Source organism: Mycoplana sp. ABR4_002 (assembly GCF_056159645.1).
In genome coordinates, this window is record NZ_JBSWVO010000001.1 from 1,810,340 (window position 1) to 1,827,135 (window position 16,796).

14 protein-coding genes are annotated in these 16,796 nt (G+C 64.8%); 9 read left to right on the forward strand and 5 right to left on the reverse strand.

The genetic code is table 11. The features are described from left to right. Positions 1 to 357 precede the first annotated feature (357 nt). Entirely contained in the window at positions 358 to 897 is a 540-nt protein-coding gene (locus tag ACXAGF_RS08815; RefSeq protein WP_475016191.1) for an eCIS core domain-containing protein, read from the forward strand. A gap of 131 nt (positions 898 to 1,028) precedes the next feature. Here the strand turns inward: ACXAGF_RS08815 and ACXAGF_RS08820 are convergent, their stop codons facing one another. The 3 genes from ACXAGF_RS08820 to exbB all read right to left on the reverse strand — a co-directional run bounded on the left by ACXAGF_RS08820 (position 1,029) and on the right by exbB (position 2,843). After that, positions 1,029 to 1,199 carry a hypothetical protein gene (locus ACXAGF_RS08820; RefSeq protein ID WP_475016193.1) on the reverse strand — a complete coding sequence of 57 codons (171 nt, stop codon included), beginning with the start codon at positions 1,197 to 1,199 and terminating at the stop codon, positions 1,029 to 1,031. 135 nt (positions 1,200 to 1,334) lie between these two features. Next, positions 1,335 to 1,760, reverse strand: a complete 426-nt coding sequence (exbD, locus tag ACXAGF_RS08825) for a TonB system transport protein ExbD (protein ID WP_475016195.1) — start codon at positions 1,758 to 1,760, stop codon at positions 1,335 to 1,337. Between the two features lie 3 nt (positions 1,761 to 1,763). Then, positions 1,764 to 2,843, reverse strand: coding sequence for a tonB-system energizer ExbB (exbB, locus tag ACXAGF_RS08830; protein ID WP_475016196.1), 1,080 nt, complete (start codon positions 2,841 to 2,843; stop codon positions 1,764 to 1,766). Positions 2,844 to 3,143: 300 nt separating this feature from the next. On the opposite strand from exbB, the gene ACXAGF_RS08835 reads away from it, so the two are divergent. The 6 genes from ACXAGF_RS08835 (at position 3,144) to exoR (ending at position 12,256) form a co-directional block, all read left to right on the forward strand. Next, positions 3,144 to 3,794 carry a protein-L-isoaspartate O-methyltransferase family protein gene (locus tag ACXAGF_RS08835; RefSeq protein WP_475019237.1) on the forward strand — a complete coding sequence of 217 codons (651 nt, stop codon included), beginning with the start codon at positions 3,144 to 3,146 and terminating at the stop codon, positions 3,792 to 3,794. Positions 3,795 to 4,088: 294 nt separating this feature from the next. Then, positions 4,089 to 5,468, forward strand: a complete 1,380-nt coding sequence (locus tag ACXAGF_RS08840) for a TolC family outer membrane protein (protein WP_475016198.1) — start codon at positions 4,089 to 4,091, stop codon at positions 5,466 to 5,468. 167 nt (positions 5,469 to 5,635) lie between these two features. Continuing rightward, a complete protein-coding gene (locus tag ACXAGF_RS08845) occupies positions 5,636 to 6,409 on the forward strand; it encodes a PopZ family protein (protein ID WP_475016200.1) in 774 nt (257 codons plus the stop codon). A 125-nt stretch (positions 6,410 to 6,534) separates the two neighbouring features. Beyond that, positions 6,535 to 9,375 (forward strand): valine--tRNA ligase, encoded by a 2,841-nt coding sequence (locus ACXAGF_RS08850; RefSeq protein WP_475019238.1) that lies wholly within the window; start codon positions 6,535 to 6,537, stop codon positions 9,373 to 9,375. Positions 9,376 to 9,726: 351 nt separating this feature from the next. Continuing rightward, a complete protein-coding gene (locus ACXAGF_RS08855) occupies positions 9,727 to 11,004 on the forward strand; it encodes an OmpP1/FadL family transporter (RefSeq protein ID WP_475016201.1) in 1,278 nt (425 codons plus the stop codon). Positions 11,005 to 11,458: 454 nt separating this feature from the next. Beyond that, positions 11,459 to 12,256: an exopolysaccharide production regulator ExoR gene (exoR, locus tag ACXAGF_RS08860; RefSeq protein WP_475016203.1), complete on the forward strand. Its 798-nt coding sequence runs from the start codon at positions 11,459 to 11,461 to the stop codon at positions 12,254 to 12,256. A gap of 42 nt (positions 12,257 to 12,298) precedes the next feature. On the opposite strand, the gene xth is transcribed toward exoR, so the two are convergent. Further along, on the reverse strand, positions 12,299 to 13,081 hold the full coding sequence (gene xth / locus ACXAGF_RS08865) for an exodeoxyribonuclease III (protein ID WP_475016205.1): 783 nt from the start codon (positions 13,079 to 13,081) through the stop codon (positions 12,299 to 12,301). 69 nt (positions 13,082 to 13,150) lie between these two features. After that, positions 13,151 to 13,483: an iron-sulfur cluster insertion protein ErpA gene (gene erpA, locus ACXAGF_RS08870; protein WP_475016207.1), complete on the reverse strand. Its 333-nt coding sequence runs from the start codon at positions 13,481 to 13,483 to the stop codon at positions 13,151 to 13,153. A gap of 213 nt (positions 13,484 to 13,696) precedes the next feature. On the opposite strand from erpA, the gene ACXAGF_RS08875 reads away from it, so the two are divergent. Then, positions 13,697 to 14,914, forward strand: a complete 1,218-nt coding sequence (locus tag ACXAGF_RS08875; RefSeq protein WP_475016209.1) for a deoxyguanosinetriphosphate triphosphohydrolase — start codon at positions 13,697 to 13,699, stop codon at positions 14,912 to 14,914. A gap of 67 nt (positions 14,915 to 14,981) precedes the next feature. Then, positions 14,982 to 16,742 (forward strand): arginine--tRNA ligase, encoded by a 1,761-nt coding sequence (argS, locus tag ACXAGF_RS08880; protein WP_475016211.1) that lies wholly within the window; start codon positions 14,982 to 14,984, stop codon positions 16,740 to 16,742. Positions 16,743 to 16,796: the final 54 nt, after the last annotated feature.

The following is a 16,796-nucleotide window of genomic DNA, read 5'->3' on the forward strand; positions in this document are numbered from 1 at the left end:
CCAATGAGCAGGCTTGCGGGTGCTGGCCCGCGCCGTAGAAGAGTGCAGAGGGCCGGCAATGGGCCTAGGCGAAATGGGCTCCGATCGGATTTCGGGGCCCATTTTGGTGGGCCCCTGCCGCCGCATGGATGAAGCGTCATTCTGCCGCGGCCGGCCGAACGGCTGGACACACAAGCTTCGCGCCGCGTCACGCAATCGTCACGATCGGCCGCTAGAACATACTTACCTCGTCATTGACCACGGATGTACTGGCACTGGCTCGAGGAAGAGGAAGGTCGGGTCAGCCCGGCCTTTTTTGTTGCCCGCAGGGCAGGCGCGCGTAGGCTTCACTGGTTGTGGCAGTCTTGGAGGCAGCCGATGTCTCGCAAGGGAAGCATCCGACGCATCTTGACCGCATGCGTGATGGCCGGCTGCCTTTCGCTCGCCGGCGGCGCACGCGCCGAAGGGCTTGAGGGCGACCTGGTCGATGCGCTGGTGCAGTCGGCTGCGTCCTATCTCGCGGAGGCGATCGCCATCTCGCGGGACGAGGCCCTTTCGGCCGGCGTCCGCAGTGTTCCGCCGGCGATCCGGCGCGAACTGGCGGGTTTCGTGGACCGCGAAATCCTGGACTCGGCGCGCTACCGCGTCGGTGGCGGAGGCGCGCTCAGCCTGCAGGCAAACGCCCTGCGTTACGGGGGCGCGGCCGCAATCACGCTCGATCATGTCATTGTCTTCGCCAGCGAGTCCGATGCGCGGACCAACACCGTCCGCTGGGTGCACGAACTCGTCCATGTCCGGCAATATCGCGACTGGGGCGTGGATGGCTTCGCCAGGCGATATGTGAGCGATCATGACGCGGTTGAGCAGGAAGCCCGGGATGAGGAGCAGCGCTATCTCGCCTGGGCCGGGCGAGAGTAGCGGGCGCCGGTACCTCCTGCGGTCGGTCAGGCCGCAACCATATCGACGGACGGGCCAGCCAGCCGATGCCACCGGCGACCGGTCGGCATCCCGGCAAGGACTGTCCGCGGGCCGCTACAGGTCCGACGCGATCAGTATCCGCTTGCGTTCACGGTGCCGGTCCGCATGCCGGTGACCTCGGCGTCCGGCGACGGGCCCTGGTAGTCGGAATAGGTCGTATTGTACTGGGCGGACTGGGTTGCGCATCCGGGCAGGATCAGGAGCGCCAGAGCAAGGGCAATGAACGAGGCACGATGGGTCATGACGTTCTCCAGGGCAGATGTGTACTATAACACTACCTCTCGTTGCTTGCCGGGGGCAAGGGGGGGCGTGTCGTTGAGGCAGGCCCTGTGCAGGCGGTCAGCCGCAATGTCCGACAAGCGGGGCGGGCGCTGCGGTCATTGCGCGCCGCCTTCCAGCCCGACAAGGGCGATCTTGGCGTAGCCGGCGGTGCGCAGCAGGTTCATGATCTCCATGACGGCGCCGTAGTCCACCGCCTTGTCGGCACGCAGCAGGATCCGCGTCTCCTTGTTGCCCTGCGTGATCGCATCGAGTTCGTCGCCGAATCGTTCGCGCATCACGGCGCCATTGCCGAGCGACAGCGTCAGGTCCGTCTTCAGCGTGACGAACACCGGCTTGTCCTCGCGCGGCACCGGATTGGCGACGGAGGAGGGCAGGTCGACATTGACGTCGACCGTCGCCAGCGGCGCCGCCACCATGAAGATGATCAGCAGCACCAGCATCACGTCGATGAACGGCGTGACGTTGATCTCGCTGTTTTCCTCCAGCCCGTCGCCCTGGCCTTCCCTGATCTTTCCGGCCATGGCTTATCCGATCCTGACGAGGGCGGGATCGGCGCGCCCGGCCGGGGCCTGGGCGGCCAGACCGGCCCGGCGCCGGTCGAGGTCGCGGCTGACCAGGCGCTCGATCGCCGCCGAGGTGTCGGTCAGGTTCTGCCGGTAGCCGGTGATGGCGCGGGCGAGGAAGTTGTAGAACACCACTGCGGGAATCGCCGCGACGAGGCCGATGGCGGTGGCCAGCAGCGCTTCGGCGATGCCCGGCGCGACGATTGCAAGGTTCGTGGTCTGGGCCTTCGAGATGCCGATGAACGAGTTCATGATGCCCCAGACGGTGCCGAACAGGCCGACGAACGGCGCGGTGGAGCCGATCGTCGCGAGCAGCCCGGTTCCCTTGGCGATCTGCCGTCCGGCCTGGACCTCGAGACGCTGCAGCCGCGAGGCGACCCGCTCCTTCACGCCGGCGTCGGAAACGTGATCCAGCACGGATCCGGAGCTTTCGATCTCCTCGCGTGCGGCCGCGACCATGCGGGCCGGGAGGTTGCGGTGGCCGGGGAGGGCGTTCTCGGCCGCCGCAAGCCCCGGCGCTGCGATGAGGGCCTGCGCGGCGCGGCCGACGGCACGCTGGGCGGCGCCGAGTTCGAGAATCTTGGCGATCAGCACGGTCCAGGTGACGATCGACGCAAAGGCGAGGCCGGTCATCACTGCCTTCACGACGATGTCGGCGGCCATGAACATGCCCCAGGGGGACAGGTCGTGCGGCAGGCCGGCCTGGCGGACAGCCGCCGGATCGTTCGCGGCATCCGCCGCGCCGGCTACCGAGTGCGCCGCGTCGCCGGTTTCATCGGCGATCGCTTCGGCGGCGGAAGGAGTGGCAGACGACATCGCATCGGAAATGAAGGCCGGCGCTGCCGCCTGCCCGTCCATCACCGGCGATGCGGCTGAATTTGGGTTTGCGCCGGACGTCGCCGGCTCGACCACGGGCCGCGGCTGTGTCTGCGTTGTGGCGGTCTCCGCAGGGGAAGTACCCTCCTGCGCCTGAACCGTGGTGCTTGCGAGCGTTAGGCCGATTGCAGCGAGGGCGGCGGCCAGGTGAAGCCGTTTCGACAAGGTCGGATCCTTTGGGTGTCTCGATGGTGAAGCCGGCATTCCAGGTGGTGGTGGGCTGGAATGCGTAATCTTGAGTTTCCCTTACAACATAACGCTGCGGCCGGGCAATGTTATCATGACAGTAAAAGTCATGTTTTTTCTCCCCGGAAATCGCCCGGGGTCGGGGCAGGGCTGTCACTTTTTGCGTGCCCGGCGCGCCCATGGATATGGACACCCGGCGGGAAAGGGCATTAAGACAAGCGCCAATATCGATCGGACCGCCGGCCGCGACGGCCGGATTTCTGTGACGGGGCAGCAATGATGGACTACACCGCAGCGCGCATCAAAATGGTCGACAACCAGATCCGGACGACGGACGTGACTTCGCATTCGGTGCTCGAGGCGTTCATGGCTGTCCCGCGCGAGGCCTTCGTCCCTGCACAGCTGAAGCCTCTCGCCTACATCGACAACGACATCGAGCTCGCGCCGGGCCGTTACCTGATGGAGCCGTCGCCGCTGGCCAAGCTGATCCAGCTTGCCACCGTCACGAAGGAGGATGTCGTGCTCGAGGTCGGTTGCGGCACCGGCTACACCTCTGCGATCCTGTCGATGCTCGCCGGCTCGGTGGTGGCGCTGGAAAGCGATGAAGCGCTTGCCGCGACCGCCAGCGAGACCCTGGCGGAACTTGGCTACGACAACGTCGCCGTCGTCACCGGCGAACTCGAGAAGGGCTACGGTGCGGAAGCGCCCTATGACGTGATCTTCGTCAACGGTGCGGTCGAAGTCATCCCCGAATCGCTTTTCGGCGAGTTGCGCGATGGGGGCCGGCTGGTGGCCGTGCAGGGATACGGCAATGCCTCGCAGGCGCGCCTGTACGTCAAGGAGCGCGGTATCGTGTCGGAGCGCAGCGTCTTCAACACCGCGGTCAAGCCGTTGCCGGGATTCCGCAAGGCCGCAGAGTTCGTATTCTGACAATTGTCTGAAAATCTGAGTCGATTTTCGCGGCGGAATGTGCGCAAAATCGCCCGGGGGAATCTCGCCGTTGTGTCTGTCGAGCACGCAACGGTGGTATTTGGGGCTTGTCCACAAAATGCTGTGGTCCCTCCGTGCTTGTGCAGGAGGCGGGGAAAAGGTTAGAAGGTGTAGCATGTGGTGCGTGCAGCGCCCCGGAACGGGCATTGCACGCGCAGGAGCAGCACGCGTGTCACGCGTTGTCGTGTTGTTTTCGAGAGGGACCGGTGCGCCGGTCCAGTCTGGAGTTCATCGGTGGCTTTCTTCCGCAAGACTGCGCTGGCCGCGGCGCTCGTTCCCCTTCTTCTGGCGACAACCCATCAGGTGTCGGCCGAAACCCTCGCGGGTGCGATGGCGAAGACCTATGCCAACAACCCCGACCTGAACGCGGCGCGGGCCGCCTTGCGGGCCATTGACGAGAACGTGCCGATCGCCAAGGCCGCGATGCGGCCACAGGTCAGTGCGGTCGCGGAGGTCGACGCGACGCACACGCGGTTCGACCGTTCGCTTGCCGGGACCTCGCAGCGGCGCGACACCTATACCTCCGCCTACGGCATCTCGATCACCCAGCAGATCTTCGACGGTTTCCAGACGCTGAACCGGGTGCGTTCGGCCGAGGCCAATGTGCTCGCCAACCGCGAGGCGCTCCGGGCGCAGGAAATCTCCATTCTGCTTACCGCCGTCGAGGCCTATACCAACATCGCCCGTGACCAGGCGATCGTCTCCATCCGGCGGCAGAACCTGGCCTTCTTGCGCGAGCAGCTCAACGCCTCGCGCGCCCGGCTCCAGGTCGGCGAAGGGACGCAGACCGACGTGAGCCAGTCCGAGGCCCAACTGGCCCAGGCCGAGGCTTTGCTGGTTTCGGCGCAGGCGGCGCTCAAGACGAGCGAGGCTGTCTACTTCCAGATCGTCGGCGACCTGCCGAAGAACATCAAGCAGCCGGCGCCGGCGACGCGCGGCATCCCGCGCACGCTCGACGAGGCGGTCGCGATTGGTCTGCAGAACAATCCGCAGATCCTGTCGGCCCAGCGCGGCGTCGACGCGGCCGGCTACAACGTCAAGGCGGCCGAGGGCACGATGTTGCCCGGCGTGTCGATCCAGGGCGACGTCTTCAAGGAAGACACCAACACCAATCTGAACGACAACGTCGCTGCCAGCATTTCCGCCCGGGTCAACATTCCGCTCTACCAGGGCGGTGCCGAGTACGGCCAGATCCGCCAGGCCAAGGAACGGCTCGGCCAGCAGCGCATCCTCGTCGATTCGGCTCGCCTCGAGGTGCAGCAGACGGTCATCTCCGCCCGCACGCAGCTCGAGGCCGCGCTCGCCGCGATCCAGGCGAACGAGGCGGAGATCGCGGCGGCGAACCTTGCGCTCAAGGGCGTGGTCGAGGAGCGCAATGTCGGTCAGCGCACGACCCTGGACGTATTGATTTCGCAGCAGAGCGTGCTCGACGCGCAGGAGCGTCTCGTCCTGTCCCAGCGGGTCGCGGTCGTTGCCAGCTATTCGCTCCTGGCTTCGATGGGGCGCCTGACGGTCCGCGACCAGGGCCTGAAGGTGGCCGAATACCGGCCGGCCGATCACTACGAGGCCGTCAAGGACAAGTGGTTCGGCCTGCGCACCGTGGACGGCCGCTAAAGCTGCGGCCATTGGCATCGCCCATAAATCTGTGCATCACTGTTAAGAGTTGATTCGCGACGATTTTTTTGCCCTCGCGAGTGACCTATGGTCTTGCTCATCCGCACCGCACGCACGACCAGCGAGTCGCGTCAGCCGGCTGCGGGACGCAGTGAACGGGGATGAAAATGGCTCAGCCAAATGTAGCGCGTGAACCGTCGATGGACGAAATACTGGCATCGATCCGCCGCATCATCGAAAGCAACGAACCGCCAGTCGGCGCGCCTGCGGTGCTGTCTCCAGTCTCGCGCGACGACTCTGCAGCCGATGACGACAATTTCGACGACGAGATCATCGTTGCCGATTTCCACGCCGAGGAGGCGCGCCGCGCCACCGTGGCGAAAGAGCCGGAGCCGGTGGAGATCGACGTGGCCGAGCCTGATTCGCGCCCGTCGCAGCCCGCATTGTCGCTGGCCGACGTCGCCGCGCGTGTCCGCGCGGCCTCCGAGCGCACGGGCGTGTTCATGCGCGAGGCGGTCCCCGGCCGAACCGAGCCGGACGCGCAGGTGGACCGGCAGCCGCAAGCAGGAGGTCCGCAAGCCATGACACAAATGGCAGATGGAAGCATCACTGGTTCCCGCCCGCAGTCGGCGCCGGCGGAAGTGGCTGGAGCTGCGCAGATGGCCTCGGAGACCAGCGCGGCGTCCGCGACCGCTGCAGCGGCATCCGGCCCGACGACGCCGGTGTCGCTCGTCTCGCCGGCGGTGGGCGCCCAGGTGGCGAGTTCCTTCGGCGCGCTGGCGCAGGCGCTCGAGGCCGGGCCGCGCCGCTCGTTCGACGAGATTGCCGAAGAGATGCTGCGGCCGATGTTGCAGGAATGGCTCGACGACAACCTGCCGACGCTCGTCGAGCGGCTGGTGCGGGAGGAGATCGAGCGGGTGGCGCGCGGGCCGCGCCGCTAAAACGTCCGCTTTTGCTGCTGCGATAGGCCTTGCCGCGAACCGGCGCGGCGTTTTTGTTATGTTGACTTCAATCTGGCCATCCGGTTTAGAACCGGGTGACTGAAACAATGGGCATGGCCAAAACGATGCTTGAGAAAAACTATGATTCCGCGGCCGTTGAGCCGAGAATTGCGAAGGTCTGGGAAGACGAGGACGCGTTTCGCGCCGGCGCGGGCGCCAAGCCCGGCGCCGAGACCTTCTCCATCGTGATTCCGCCGCCCAACGTGACCGGATCGCTGCACATGGGGCATGCGCTCAACAACACCCTGCAGGACATCATGGTGCGGTTCGAGCGCATGCGCGGCAAGGACGTGCTGTGGCAGCCGGGCATGGATCATGCGGGCATCGCCACCCAGATGGTGGTCGAGCGCAAGCTGATGGAGCAGCAGCAGCACCGTCGCGAGATGGGACGCGAGGCCTTCGTCGAGAAGGTCTGGGAATGGAAGGCAGAGTCGGGCGGCCTGATCTTCAACCAGTTGCGCCGTCTCGGTGCCTCCGCCGACTGGTCGCGCGAGCGCTTCACCATGGACGAGGGGCTGTCGGAAGCCGTTCTCGAGGTGTTCGTGACGCTCTACAAGCAGGGCCTGATCTACAAGGACAAGCGCCTTGTGAACTGGGACCCGAAGTTGCTGACGGCGATCTCCGACCTCGAGGTCGAGCAGGTCGAGGTCAACGGCCATCTCTGGCACCTGCGCTATCCGCTCGAGCCCGGCGTCACCTACCAGCATCCGACTGCCTTCGACGAGGACGGCAAGGCGGTCGAATGGGAGACGCGCGACTACCTGGTCGTCGCGACGACGCGGCCGGAGACGATGCTGGGCGACACCGGCATCGCCGTGCATCCGGACGACGAGCGCTACAAGAGCATCGTCGGCAAGCACGTCATCCTGCCGATCGTCGGGCGCCGCATCCCGATCGTCGCCGACGAATACCCGGATCCGACCGCCGGCACCGGCGCCGTCAAGATGACGCCCGCCCATGACTTCAACGATTTCGATGTCGGCAAGCGCCAGGGCTTGCGTGCCATCAGCATCCTCACCGTCGAGGGACGGGTGACGCTGAAGGAGAACGAGGACTTCCTCGAGGGGCTCGATCATCCGGCGGCTCTGCACGGGTCCTGGGACCTGCTCGAGGGCAAGGACCGGTTCGAGGCCCGCAAGATTGTCGTGGAGATCTTCGAGAGCGCGGGGCTGCTCGACAAGGTCGAGCCGCACAAGCACACCGTGCCGCACGGCGACCGCGGCGGCGTGCCGATCGAGCCGCGGCTGACCGAGCAGTGGTATGTCGACGCCAAGACGCTGGCCAAGCCGGCGATCGCCTCGGTGCGCGAGGGACGCACGAAATTCGTGCCGAAGAACTGGGAGAAGACCTACTTCGAGTGGATGGAGAACATCCAGCCCTGGTGTGTTTCGCGGCAACTGTGGTGGGGCCATCAGATCCCGGCCTGGTATGGGCCGGACGGCCAGGTCTTCGTCGAGAAGACCGAGGAGGAGGCGCTGCACGCCGCCATCCAGCATTACATCTCGCACGAGGGCCCGTGGAAGGCCTGGGTCGAGGAGAAACTGGAGAACTTCCAGCCGGGCGAGATCCTGACCCGCGACGAGGACGTGCTCGACACCTGGTTCTCGTCGGCGTTGTGGCCGTTCTCGACGCTCGGCTGGCCGCATCGCACGCCGGAACTGGCGCGATACTACCAGACCGACGTTCTCGTCACCGGCTTCGACATCATCTTCTTCTGGGTTGCCCGGATGATGATGATGGGCCTCCACTTCATGAAGGACGAACTCGGCAACCCGGTCGAGCCGTTCCACACCGTCTATGTGCACGCGCTGGTGCGCGACAAGAACGGGCAGAAGATGTCGAAGTCGAAAGGCAACGTCATCGACCCGCTCGACCTGATCGACGAATACGGCGCCGATGCGCTGCGATTCACGCTGGCCATCATGGCGGCGCAGGGCCGTGACGTGAAGCTCGATCCGGCGCGCGTCGCCGGATACCGCAATTTCGGCACCAAGCTCTGGAACGCCACGCGCTTTGCCGAGATGAACGGTGTGCGCATCGATCCGCAGTTCGTGCCCGAGGCGGCATCGCTGACCATCAACCGCTGGATCCTTACCGAACTGGCGCGCACGGCGCGGGACGTGACCGAGGCGATCGAGAACTATCGCTTCAACGACGCGGCGGGCACGCTTTACCGTTTCGTCTGGAATCAGTTCTGCGACTGGTACCTGGAACTGCTGAAGCCGGTGTTCAACGGCGAGGACGAGGATGCCAAGGCCGAATCCCAGGCCTGTGCTGCCTATGTCCTGGAGGAGACCTACAAGCTCCTGCATCCGTTCATGCCCTTCATGACGGAGGAGCTCTGGGCGCAGACGCTTGGTGAGGGCCGGCAGCGCGCCGGGCTGATCTGCCATGCCGAATGGCCGTCGCCGGCCTATGCCGACGAGGCCGCTGCCGGCGAGATCAACTGGCTGATCGAACTGGTGTCCGGGATCCGCTCCGTTCGCGCCGAAATGAACGTGCCCCCGGCAGCGGTCGCGCCGCTGGTGCTGGTCGGCGCAAACACGCTGACGCGGACGCGGCTCGAGCGCCACGAGGCGGCGATCCGCAGGCTCGCCCGCGTCGAAGCGGTCACGCTGGCCGACGAGGCGCCGAAGGGCGCCGCGCAGATCGTCGTCGGCGAGGCGACGGCCTGCCTCCCGCTGGGCAGCCTGATCGACCTGGCGGCCGAGGCGGCGCGCCTCGAAAAGGCGATCGACAAGGCGCGCGCCGAGTCCGGGCGCATCCAGGGCAAGCTCGCCAACGAGAAGTTCGTGGCCAACGCGAAGCCGGAAGTCGTCGAGGCGGAGCGCGAGCGGCTGACGGAACTCGAGCAGCAACTGGCGAGCCTCGGGACCGCGCTGGCCCGGGTCGCCGAGGCGCGCTGAGTCGAGCCCGTCCGGCCGCCACCGTGGAAAAGTCGAAACCGCGCCGCGACTGCGGCGCGGTTTCGCGTTGTGGATAGCCCATTTCCGCCTATGTGTTGGAAATGTGACAGTCGGGTGTTGCGGCGAAAAATCGTTCTATTGGGAACGGCGCCGGCGCGCCGAAGTGAAAAATTGATCTAATCGTGACCCGTTCCACCATTCTTCAAGAAAAACTTACGTAATTCAGCGAACAATCGGCAAATGAATGTCGCCGATTCGTTCATTTGCCAACGGGCCTGCTCTTCCGGATACTCCCGGCCACCGCGACAGAGCCAGGGAGTGGGGCCGTCGCACGGATTGCAGGGGGGATTGATGAGAAGAAAAACACTGGCGTCGGGCGTGCTCGGCTTTGCTGCACTGGCAGCCTCGACTTCGGCGCTCGCCGGTGGTCTTGAGCGTCACGGCTACGACGTTGATCTGCTGTTCGAGCAGTCGCCGTATGTCTTCGACGGCTCCGTGACCTATGTCATGCCGAACCGGAAGATCGAGAATGCGACCGACACCTCGTTCCCGGCCGGGGATCCGAGGAACCTGAACACGCTGGGCTATTCTTCGACGGCGGACGAGTACGAGAACTATGTCGACCCCTATGTCGGCGCCAAGGCGGCGATCGGCGATGCGATCGACTGCATGATCGACTATTCCGAGCCGTGGGGTGCGAACTCCAACCCGGGCCGCAACTGGGCCGGTGCCTATGACATGACCGAAATCGAGGTGTACAGCCACAACTATGGCGGCTCGTGCTCCTACAAGTTCGATCTGGGTCCCGGCAAGCTGCGCTTTATCGGCGGCGGCTTTTACCAGGAGATCGGCGGTCACAAGGAGGCGGTCGTCGTGCCGCCGGCCTTGCTGGGTCCGGCCGCGGCGATCTATTCCGGCCTTGGCCGCCTGGAAGACATGAAGGATCAGAGCGGGGGCTGGCGTGCGGGCGTCGGTTACGAAATTCCGGAATACGCGGTACGGGCGAGCCTCGTCTATACGAGCAAGGTCGACTACGACGACATCAACGGCACGCTTGATCTGACCGGCGTACCGGCTGCCTTGGCGGGGGCCAACCCGGTCTATCAGCGGATCTTCGGTGTGAGCACGCCGGTGTCCGGCTCCGCGACGCTGCCGGAGTCGCTGGAACTGAAGCTGCAGTCCGGCATCGCGCCGGACTGGCTGGCCTTCGGTTCGGTCAAGTGGACCAACTGGAGCCGGCTGCAGTCGGTCAAATTCACCTGCGATGGCGGCGCCGCATTCTGCGGTCCGGCGACGGGCGTGACGCTCACCTCGCTCGACCTCTACTACCGCGACGGCTGGACCCTGACCGGCGGCGTCGGCCACAAGTTCAACGAGCAGTGGAGCGGCGGCGCCAGCCTGACCTGGGACCGTGGCACGAGCACCATCGTCGGTTCGCAGAGCGACACCTGGAGCCTCGGTCTGGGCGGCGCCTACACGCCCACCCAGAACGTGGAACTCCGCTTCGCCGGCGCGGTCGGCCTGCTGACCAGCGGCTCGTCGCAGGCCTTCGGCAACACGACCACCAGCTACGACTACGGCACGGATTTCGTCTCGGCCCTGTCGGGAGAATTGAAGGTCAAGTTCTGATCGAGCCGACGCTTGTCGTGCACAAGGGGTCCGGGTCATACCCGGGCCTTTTTTATGGTGGAGACTGGTGCTTGTGCGCCGGGATGGTCCGGCGCCGGCGGCGTGATTGGGCGCTGTGTCTCCTCCGGGGCCTGTGCCTGTTTGGCAACACATTCTTTGCGATAGTCTGCTAGACACAAGGGGTGAGCCGGCTTGTCCATTTCCCGCCACAAACAGGGAGCAGCGATAGGTCCGAGAGCGCGCTGGTATCGAGCGCCAGGGAAACGATGAACCGAGTGGCAGAGTTGCTGACGAAATTGCCGGAAGACCGCCGCGGGCGTGTATCGCCGGTATGTGCTATAGTCAGAAGCGAGGTGCACTGTCGGCTCATGGAAGACCTTCTCCACGTCACTGTTCCTCTTGCGGAAGGCCGCATCGAGCCCCATGCCGGGCACTGCGGAAGATTGTAGTAGCGATGTACAAGTCTGAGTCACTATCGATGAAATGCCTGGCCCTCGGCCTCTGCCTGTCGCTGACGGGCGGGTTCGCCGCGTCGCGTGCTCATGCCTTCGATCCTGCTTCTGGCCTGACCAAGGAGAGCGGGCCGTTCGATCTGTTCAAGTTCGGCTTCACCTCCTACAAGGAGGGCCGCAAGGACGACGCCGTGGAGGCCTACCGCTATGCGGCCGAGAAGGGCCACACCGGATCGCGCTGGGCGCTGGCCAACATGTATGCTGCCGGCGACGGCGTCGCCGAGGACGACCTCCAGGCCTTCAAGATCTACAGCGACATCGCCAGCCAGGGGGTAGAGCCCGGCTCGGAGGACACCGGCTTCTTCGCCAACGCCCTGATCGCGCTCGCCGGCTACTATCGTCGCGGCATTCCCGACAGTCCGGTGACGATCGACCTCGGGCAGGCGCGCCAGCTCTATTTCCAGGCCGCGTCCACCTTCGGCGTGCCGGAGGCGCAGTTTGAGCTGGGGCGCATGATGCTGTCGGGCGAGGGCGGATCGACGAATGTGCATCAGGCCAAGAAGTGGCTCAACCGGGCACGGAAGAACGGCCATTCCGGCGCCATGGGCCTGTTCGGAAACGTCATTTTCCAGGAAGGGCAGACGGCCCGGGGCCTGGCGCTGATGACGTCCGCGCTGGAAAACTGTGCGCCCAAGTATTGCGCCTGGCTGCAGGAGATGCAGGAGCAGTCGTTTTCGCTGGCAAGCGAGAAGGACCGGCGCGCGGCCGTGACAATGACCCAGCAGATGAAGGTCAATTAGGCCGTTCCGCCGGCAAGGCCGGGAACGTCGGCGTGCCTGCGGTCACCGCAGGTTTGCGATCACCGGCACGTGGTCCGACGGCTTTTCCCAGTTTCTGACGTGTTTTTCGACGTCCGTGTCGATCAGGCGGTCGGCCGCCTCCGGTGACAGCAAAAGGTGGTCGATCCGGATGCCGTTGTTCTTCGGCCAGCATCCGGCCTGGTAGTCCCAGAAGGTATAGAGCGAGGTTGCGTCGCTGCAGGCGCGCACAGCGTCGGTGAAGCCGAGGTTTTCGAGCCGGCGGAAGGCGTGGCGCGTGGGCGGCAGGTAGAGCGCGTCGCCCTGCCAGACCTTGACGTCCCAGCAGTCGTAGGGCTCGGGAATGACGTTGTAGTCGCCGGCAAGCACCAGCGGTTCCTCCAGTGCCAGCCGGTCGCGCGCGAACGCGTGAAGCCGTTCCATCCAGGCGAGCTTGTAGGGATATTTGACCGGGTCCTGTGGCGGATTGCCGTTCGGCAGGTAGATCGAGCACACACGGATGACGCCGCCATCGATGGAAAACACCCCCTCGATGAAGCGTGACTGCTCGTCGCCATCGCCACCCGGCAGGCCGCGATGGACCTCTTCGGGACGGATCTTCGACAGTAGCGCCACGCCGTTGAAGCCCTTCTGCCCGTGTGTCTCGACATGGTAGCCGAGCGCCTCGACCTCGAGCCGCGGGAAGGCGTCGTCCTGGCACTTGATCTCCTGCAGGGCGACGATGTCGGGGTGCGATTCCTTGAGCCAGGCCAGAAGGTTGTCGATCCGGGCGCGCACGCCGTTGATGTTCCAGGTGGCGATCTTCATCCGCGTCGTACTTTCCGGGCTGGCATTCAGGGGCGGGCGTTTGGGCTCGGAGCAGGCTGCTCGTTGCGCTCAGATCGAGAAGCTGGTGCCGCAACCGCAACTGGCGACCGCGTTCGGGTTCTTGATCTGGAACGACTGGCCCATGAGATTGTCGACGAAGTCGATCTCCGCGCCGTCCATGTAGACGAGCGACAACGGGTCGATCAGCACGCGGGCCTCGTCCTTCTGCAGCACCAGGTCGTCGTCCTCGGCGCTGTCGACAAGGTCGAACCTGTAGGAAAAGCCGGAGCAGCCACCGCCCTCGACCGAGACCCGCATGGCGTTGTTGGCGCGGTCGGCGCCGAGAATGGCGGCGATGCGCCTGGCCGCGGCGTCCGAGAGTGTGACGTTCATTTCGCTCATATGCACCTCCGGGCGGGTTCAAGGTCCGCCGAGAATCGATTCCTTTGCGGGCCGCAGCTACCGGCCACTATCGCACAATGTTCGGGCAAGCGCCAAATGCATGATATCTTTGCAATATAAGCATCATGCTTGCGGTGGGCCTTTACGCTGTGCACACTATAGGTATGAAGGCATGGGGGTCGCGTCAATGGGCGGCCCGAATGCGGGTGAACCATGACACTGGACAGACATGCCCTGGGCTTCGGCGCGGGCCAACGGGCGATTTTCGCGGCGGATCCCTGGTCAAGCCGCGGGCGGCTTTTCGACGAGGGCCAGAGCCCGACCCGTTCGGATTTCCAGCGCGACCGTGATCGTATCGTCCACACCACCGCCTTCCGCCGGCTGAAGCACAAGACCCAGGTCTTCATCGCCGCCGATGGCGACCACTATCGCACCCGCCTGACCCACACGATCGAGGTGGCCCAGATCGCCCGCGCGCTCGCGCGGGCGCTGCGGCTCGACGAGGATCTCGCCGAGGGCGTGGCGCTGGTGCACGACTTCGGTCATACGCCGTTCGGCCATACCGGCGAGGATGCGCTGCACGAGGCGCTCGCGCCCTATGGCGGCTTCGACCACAACGCCCAGTCGCTTCGCATCGTCACCAAGCTCGAGCGCCGCTATGCCGAGTTCGACGGTTTGAACCTGACCTGGGAAAGTCTCGAGGGGCTTGTCAAGCACAACGGCCCGCTGCTGACACCGGCGGGCGAGGGAACCCGCGGGCCGGTACCGCAGCCGATCCTCGACTACTGCGCCCTGCACGACCTGGAACTTGCCAGCTACGCCAGCCTCGAGGCTCAGGTGGCGGCGATCGCCGACGACATCGCCTACAACACCCATGACATCGACGATGGCCTGCGCTCGGGCTATCTCTCGTTCGAGATGCTGGAAGAGGTTCCCTTCCTGGCCGGGCTGATGGCCGAGGTGCGCCAGCTCTATCCCGGGCTGGAGCCGGCGCGCTTCACCCACGAAATCATGCGCCGCCAGATCACCGCCATGGTAGAGGACGTGATCGGCTACGCTCAGGGCGCGCTCAGGGAGACGCGGCCGCAATCCGCCGATGAGGTGCGGGGCGCCGGGCGCGTCATGGCGACCTTCTCCGCGACGATGGCGCAGACCGACAAGGCCATCAAGAAGCTGCTGTTTTCCCGCATTTATCGCCATCCCGAGGTGATGCGGGTGCGCGCCAACGCCGCCTCGATCGTCACCGACCTGTTCAAGGCGTTCATGGCCGATCCGCAACTGATGCGTGGGCATTACTGGGTGGACCGCATCCGCGACATGCCCGAAGCGGCCCGGGCGCGTCATGTCGGCGACTATCTCGCCGGCATGACCGACAACTACGCGATCGACACCCACCGACGGCTGTTTGACCACACCCCGGAATTGAGATAGTCACCCGGGCCAACCGGAAAATCAGCGCTTTTGCGCACGGCGCCTCCCCGGCGCGTGGATGGAAGACATGAACCTTTTTGTTGATTTCGACACCAGAATCAAAAGCGTATTGGAAGATCTTGATGTTGTGCGCGAGAAGCGCTCCGAGATCGATTTCGCCCGCGTCGGCGTCGAACCGCCGCGCGATGCCAGCCACGGCGACGTGGCCACCAACGCCGCCATGGTGCTGGCAAAGCCGCTCGGCACCAATCCGCGCGCGCTGGCGGACATGATCGTCGAGAAATTGCGCCAGGATCCCGAGGTTGCCGAGGTCAATGTCGCCGGCCCGGGCTTTATCAACGTGCGGCTTTCGGTGGGCTATTGGCAAAAGGTGCTCGCCGACGTCATCCGCAAGGGCACCGAATTCGGCCGCAGCGAGACCGGCGCCGGACGTAGGATCAATGTGGAGTACGTTTCGGCCAATCCGACCGGCCCGATGCATGTCGGTCATTGCCGCGGCGCCGTCGTCGGCGACGCGCTGGCCAACCTGCTTGCCTTCGCCGGCTACGGGGTGACGAAGGAGTACTACATCAACGATGCCGGCTCGCAGGTCGACGTGCTCGCCCGTTCCGCTTTCCTGCGCTATCGCGAGGCGCTCGGCGAGGCGATCGGCGATATTCCGCCCGGCCTCTATCCTGGTGACTATCTCGTCCCGGTCGGGGAGACGCTGGCAGCCGAGTTCGGTTCGAGCCTGCGCCTGATGCCGGAGGAGAAGTGGCTGCCGATCGTCAAGGACCGCACCATCGACGCGATGATGGCGATGATCCGCGACGACCTGAAGGCGCTGAACGTCACCCACGACGTGTTCTTTTCCGAGCGCGCGCTACACGCCAATGGCGGCGCGCCGATCCGGACCGCGATCAACGACCTGACCTTCAAGGGGCACGTCTACAAGGGCGTGCTGCCGCCGCCGAAGGGGCAACTGCCGGAGGACTGGGAAGACCGCGAGCAGACCCTGTTCCGCTCGACCGAAGTCGGCGACGATATTGACCGGCCGCTGATCAAGTCGGACGGCAGCTATACCTACTTCGCCGCCGACGTGGCCTACTTCAAGGACAAGTTCGACCGCGGCTTCGACGAGATGATCTACATCCTCGGCGCCGACCATGGCGGCTATGTCAAAAGGCTGGAGGCCCTGTGCCGCGCGATCTCGGACGGCAACGCCAAGCTAACCGTGCTGTTGTGCCAGCTGGTGAAGCTGTTCCGCGGCGGCGAGCCGGTGAAGATGTCGAAGCGCTCCGGCGATTTCGTCACCTTGCGCGAGGTCGTTGAAGAGGTCGGCCGCGACCCGGTCCGGTTCATGATGCTATATCGCAAGAGTTCCGAACCGCTCGACTTCGATTTTGCCAAGGTCACGGAGCAGTCGAAGGACAACCCGGTCTTTTACGTGCAGTATGCGCACGCGCGCTGCATGTCCATCTTCCGTCAGGCGTCGGAGGCTTTTCCCGGATTGGATCTGGCCTCGCTTGATCTGGCCGAGGCGGTCAAGGACAAGATTTCCGATCCAAGTGAACTGCAGTTGCTTGCCAAGCTGGCAGAGTATCCGCGCGTGGTGGAGGCGGCTGCACTCGCGCACGAGCCTCATCGCATCGCATTTTACCTTTACGACCTCGCGAGCGCATTCCACGCGCACTGGAATAAGGGTAAGGATCAGCCTGACTTACGTTTTGTTAATGATAAAAACCGAGAATTGAGTATAGCCAGACTCGGGCTGGTGTATGCGGTCGCTTCTGTTTTGAAATCCGGGCTTGCCATCACAGGTACAGCCGCTCCGGACGAGATGCGATAGCGTCACCATTTGCCCACAATAAGCTGGCAAACGCGGTTTTGTAGCTTGTGAGTG

Bases quoted from the DNA above. Each gene is read 5' to 3' on its own strand.
- ACXAGF_RS08875 (WP_475016209.1), top strand. From the start codon at position 13,697: ATGACACTGGACAGACATGCCCTGGGCTTCGGCGCGGGCCAACGGGCG.
- ACXAGF_RS08850 (WP_475019238.1), top strand. From the start codon at position 6,535: ATGCTTGAGAAAAACTATGATTCCGCGGCCGTTGAGCCGAGAATTGCG.
- ACXAGF_RS08855 (WP_475016201.1), top strand. From the start codon at position 9,727: ATGAGAAGAAAAACACTGGCGTCGGGCGTGCTCGGCTTTGCTGCACTG.
- xth (WP_475016205.1), bottom strand. From the start codon at position 13,081: ATGAAGATCGCCACCTGGAACATCAACGGCGTGCGCGCCCGGATCGAC.
- ACXAGF_RS08815 (WP_475016191.1), top strand. From the start codon at position 358: ATGTCTCGCAAGGGAAGCATCCGACGCATCTTGACCGCATGCGTGATG.
- argS (WP_475016211.1), top strand. From the start codon at position 14,982: ATGAACCTTTTTGTTGATTTCGACACCAGAATCAAAAGCGTATTGGAA.
- ACXAGF_RS08835 (WP_475019237.1), top strand. From the start codon at position 3,144: ATGGACTACACCGCAGCGCGCATCAAAATGGTCGACAACCAGATCCGG.
- ACXAGF_RS08820 (WP_475016193.1), bottom strand. From the start codon at position 1,199: ATGACCCATCGTGCCTCGTTCATTGCCCTTGCTCTGGCGCTCCTGATC.
- exbD (WP_475016195.1), bottom strand. From the start codon at position 1,760: ATGGCCGGAAAGATCAGGGAAGGCCAGGGCGACGGGCTGGAGGAAAAC.
- ACXAGF_RS08845 (WP_475016200.1), top strand. From the start codon at position 5,636: ATGGCTCAGCCAAATGTAGCGCGTGAACCGTCGATGGACGAAATACTG.
- erpA (WP_475016207.1), bottom strand. From the start codon at position 13,483: ATGAGCGAAATGAACGTCACACTCTCGGACGCCGCGGCCAGGCGCATC.
- exoR (WP_475016203.1), top strand. From the start codon at position 11,459: ATGTACAAGTCTGAGTCACTATCGATGAAATGCCTGGCCCTCGGCCTC.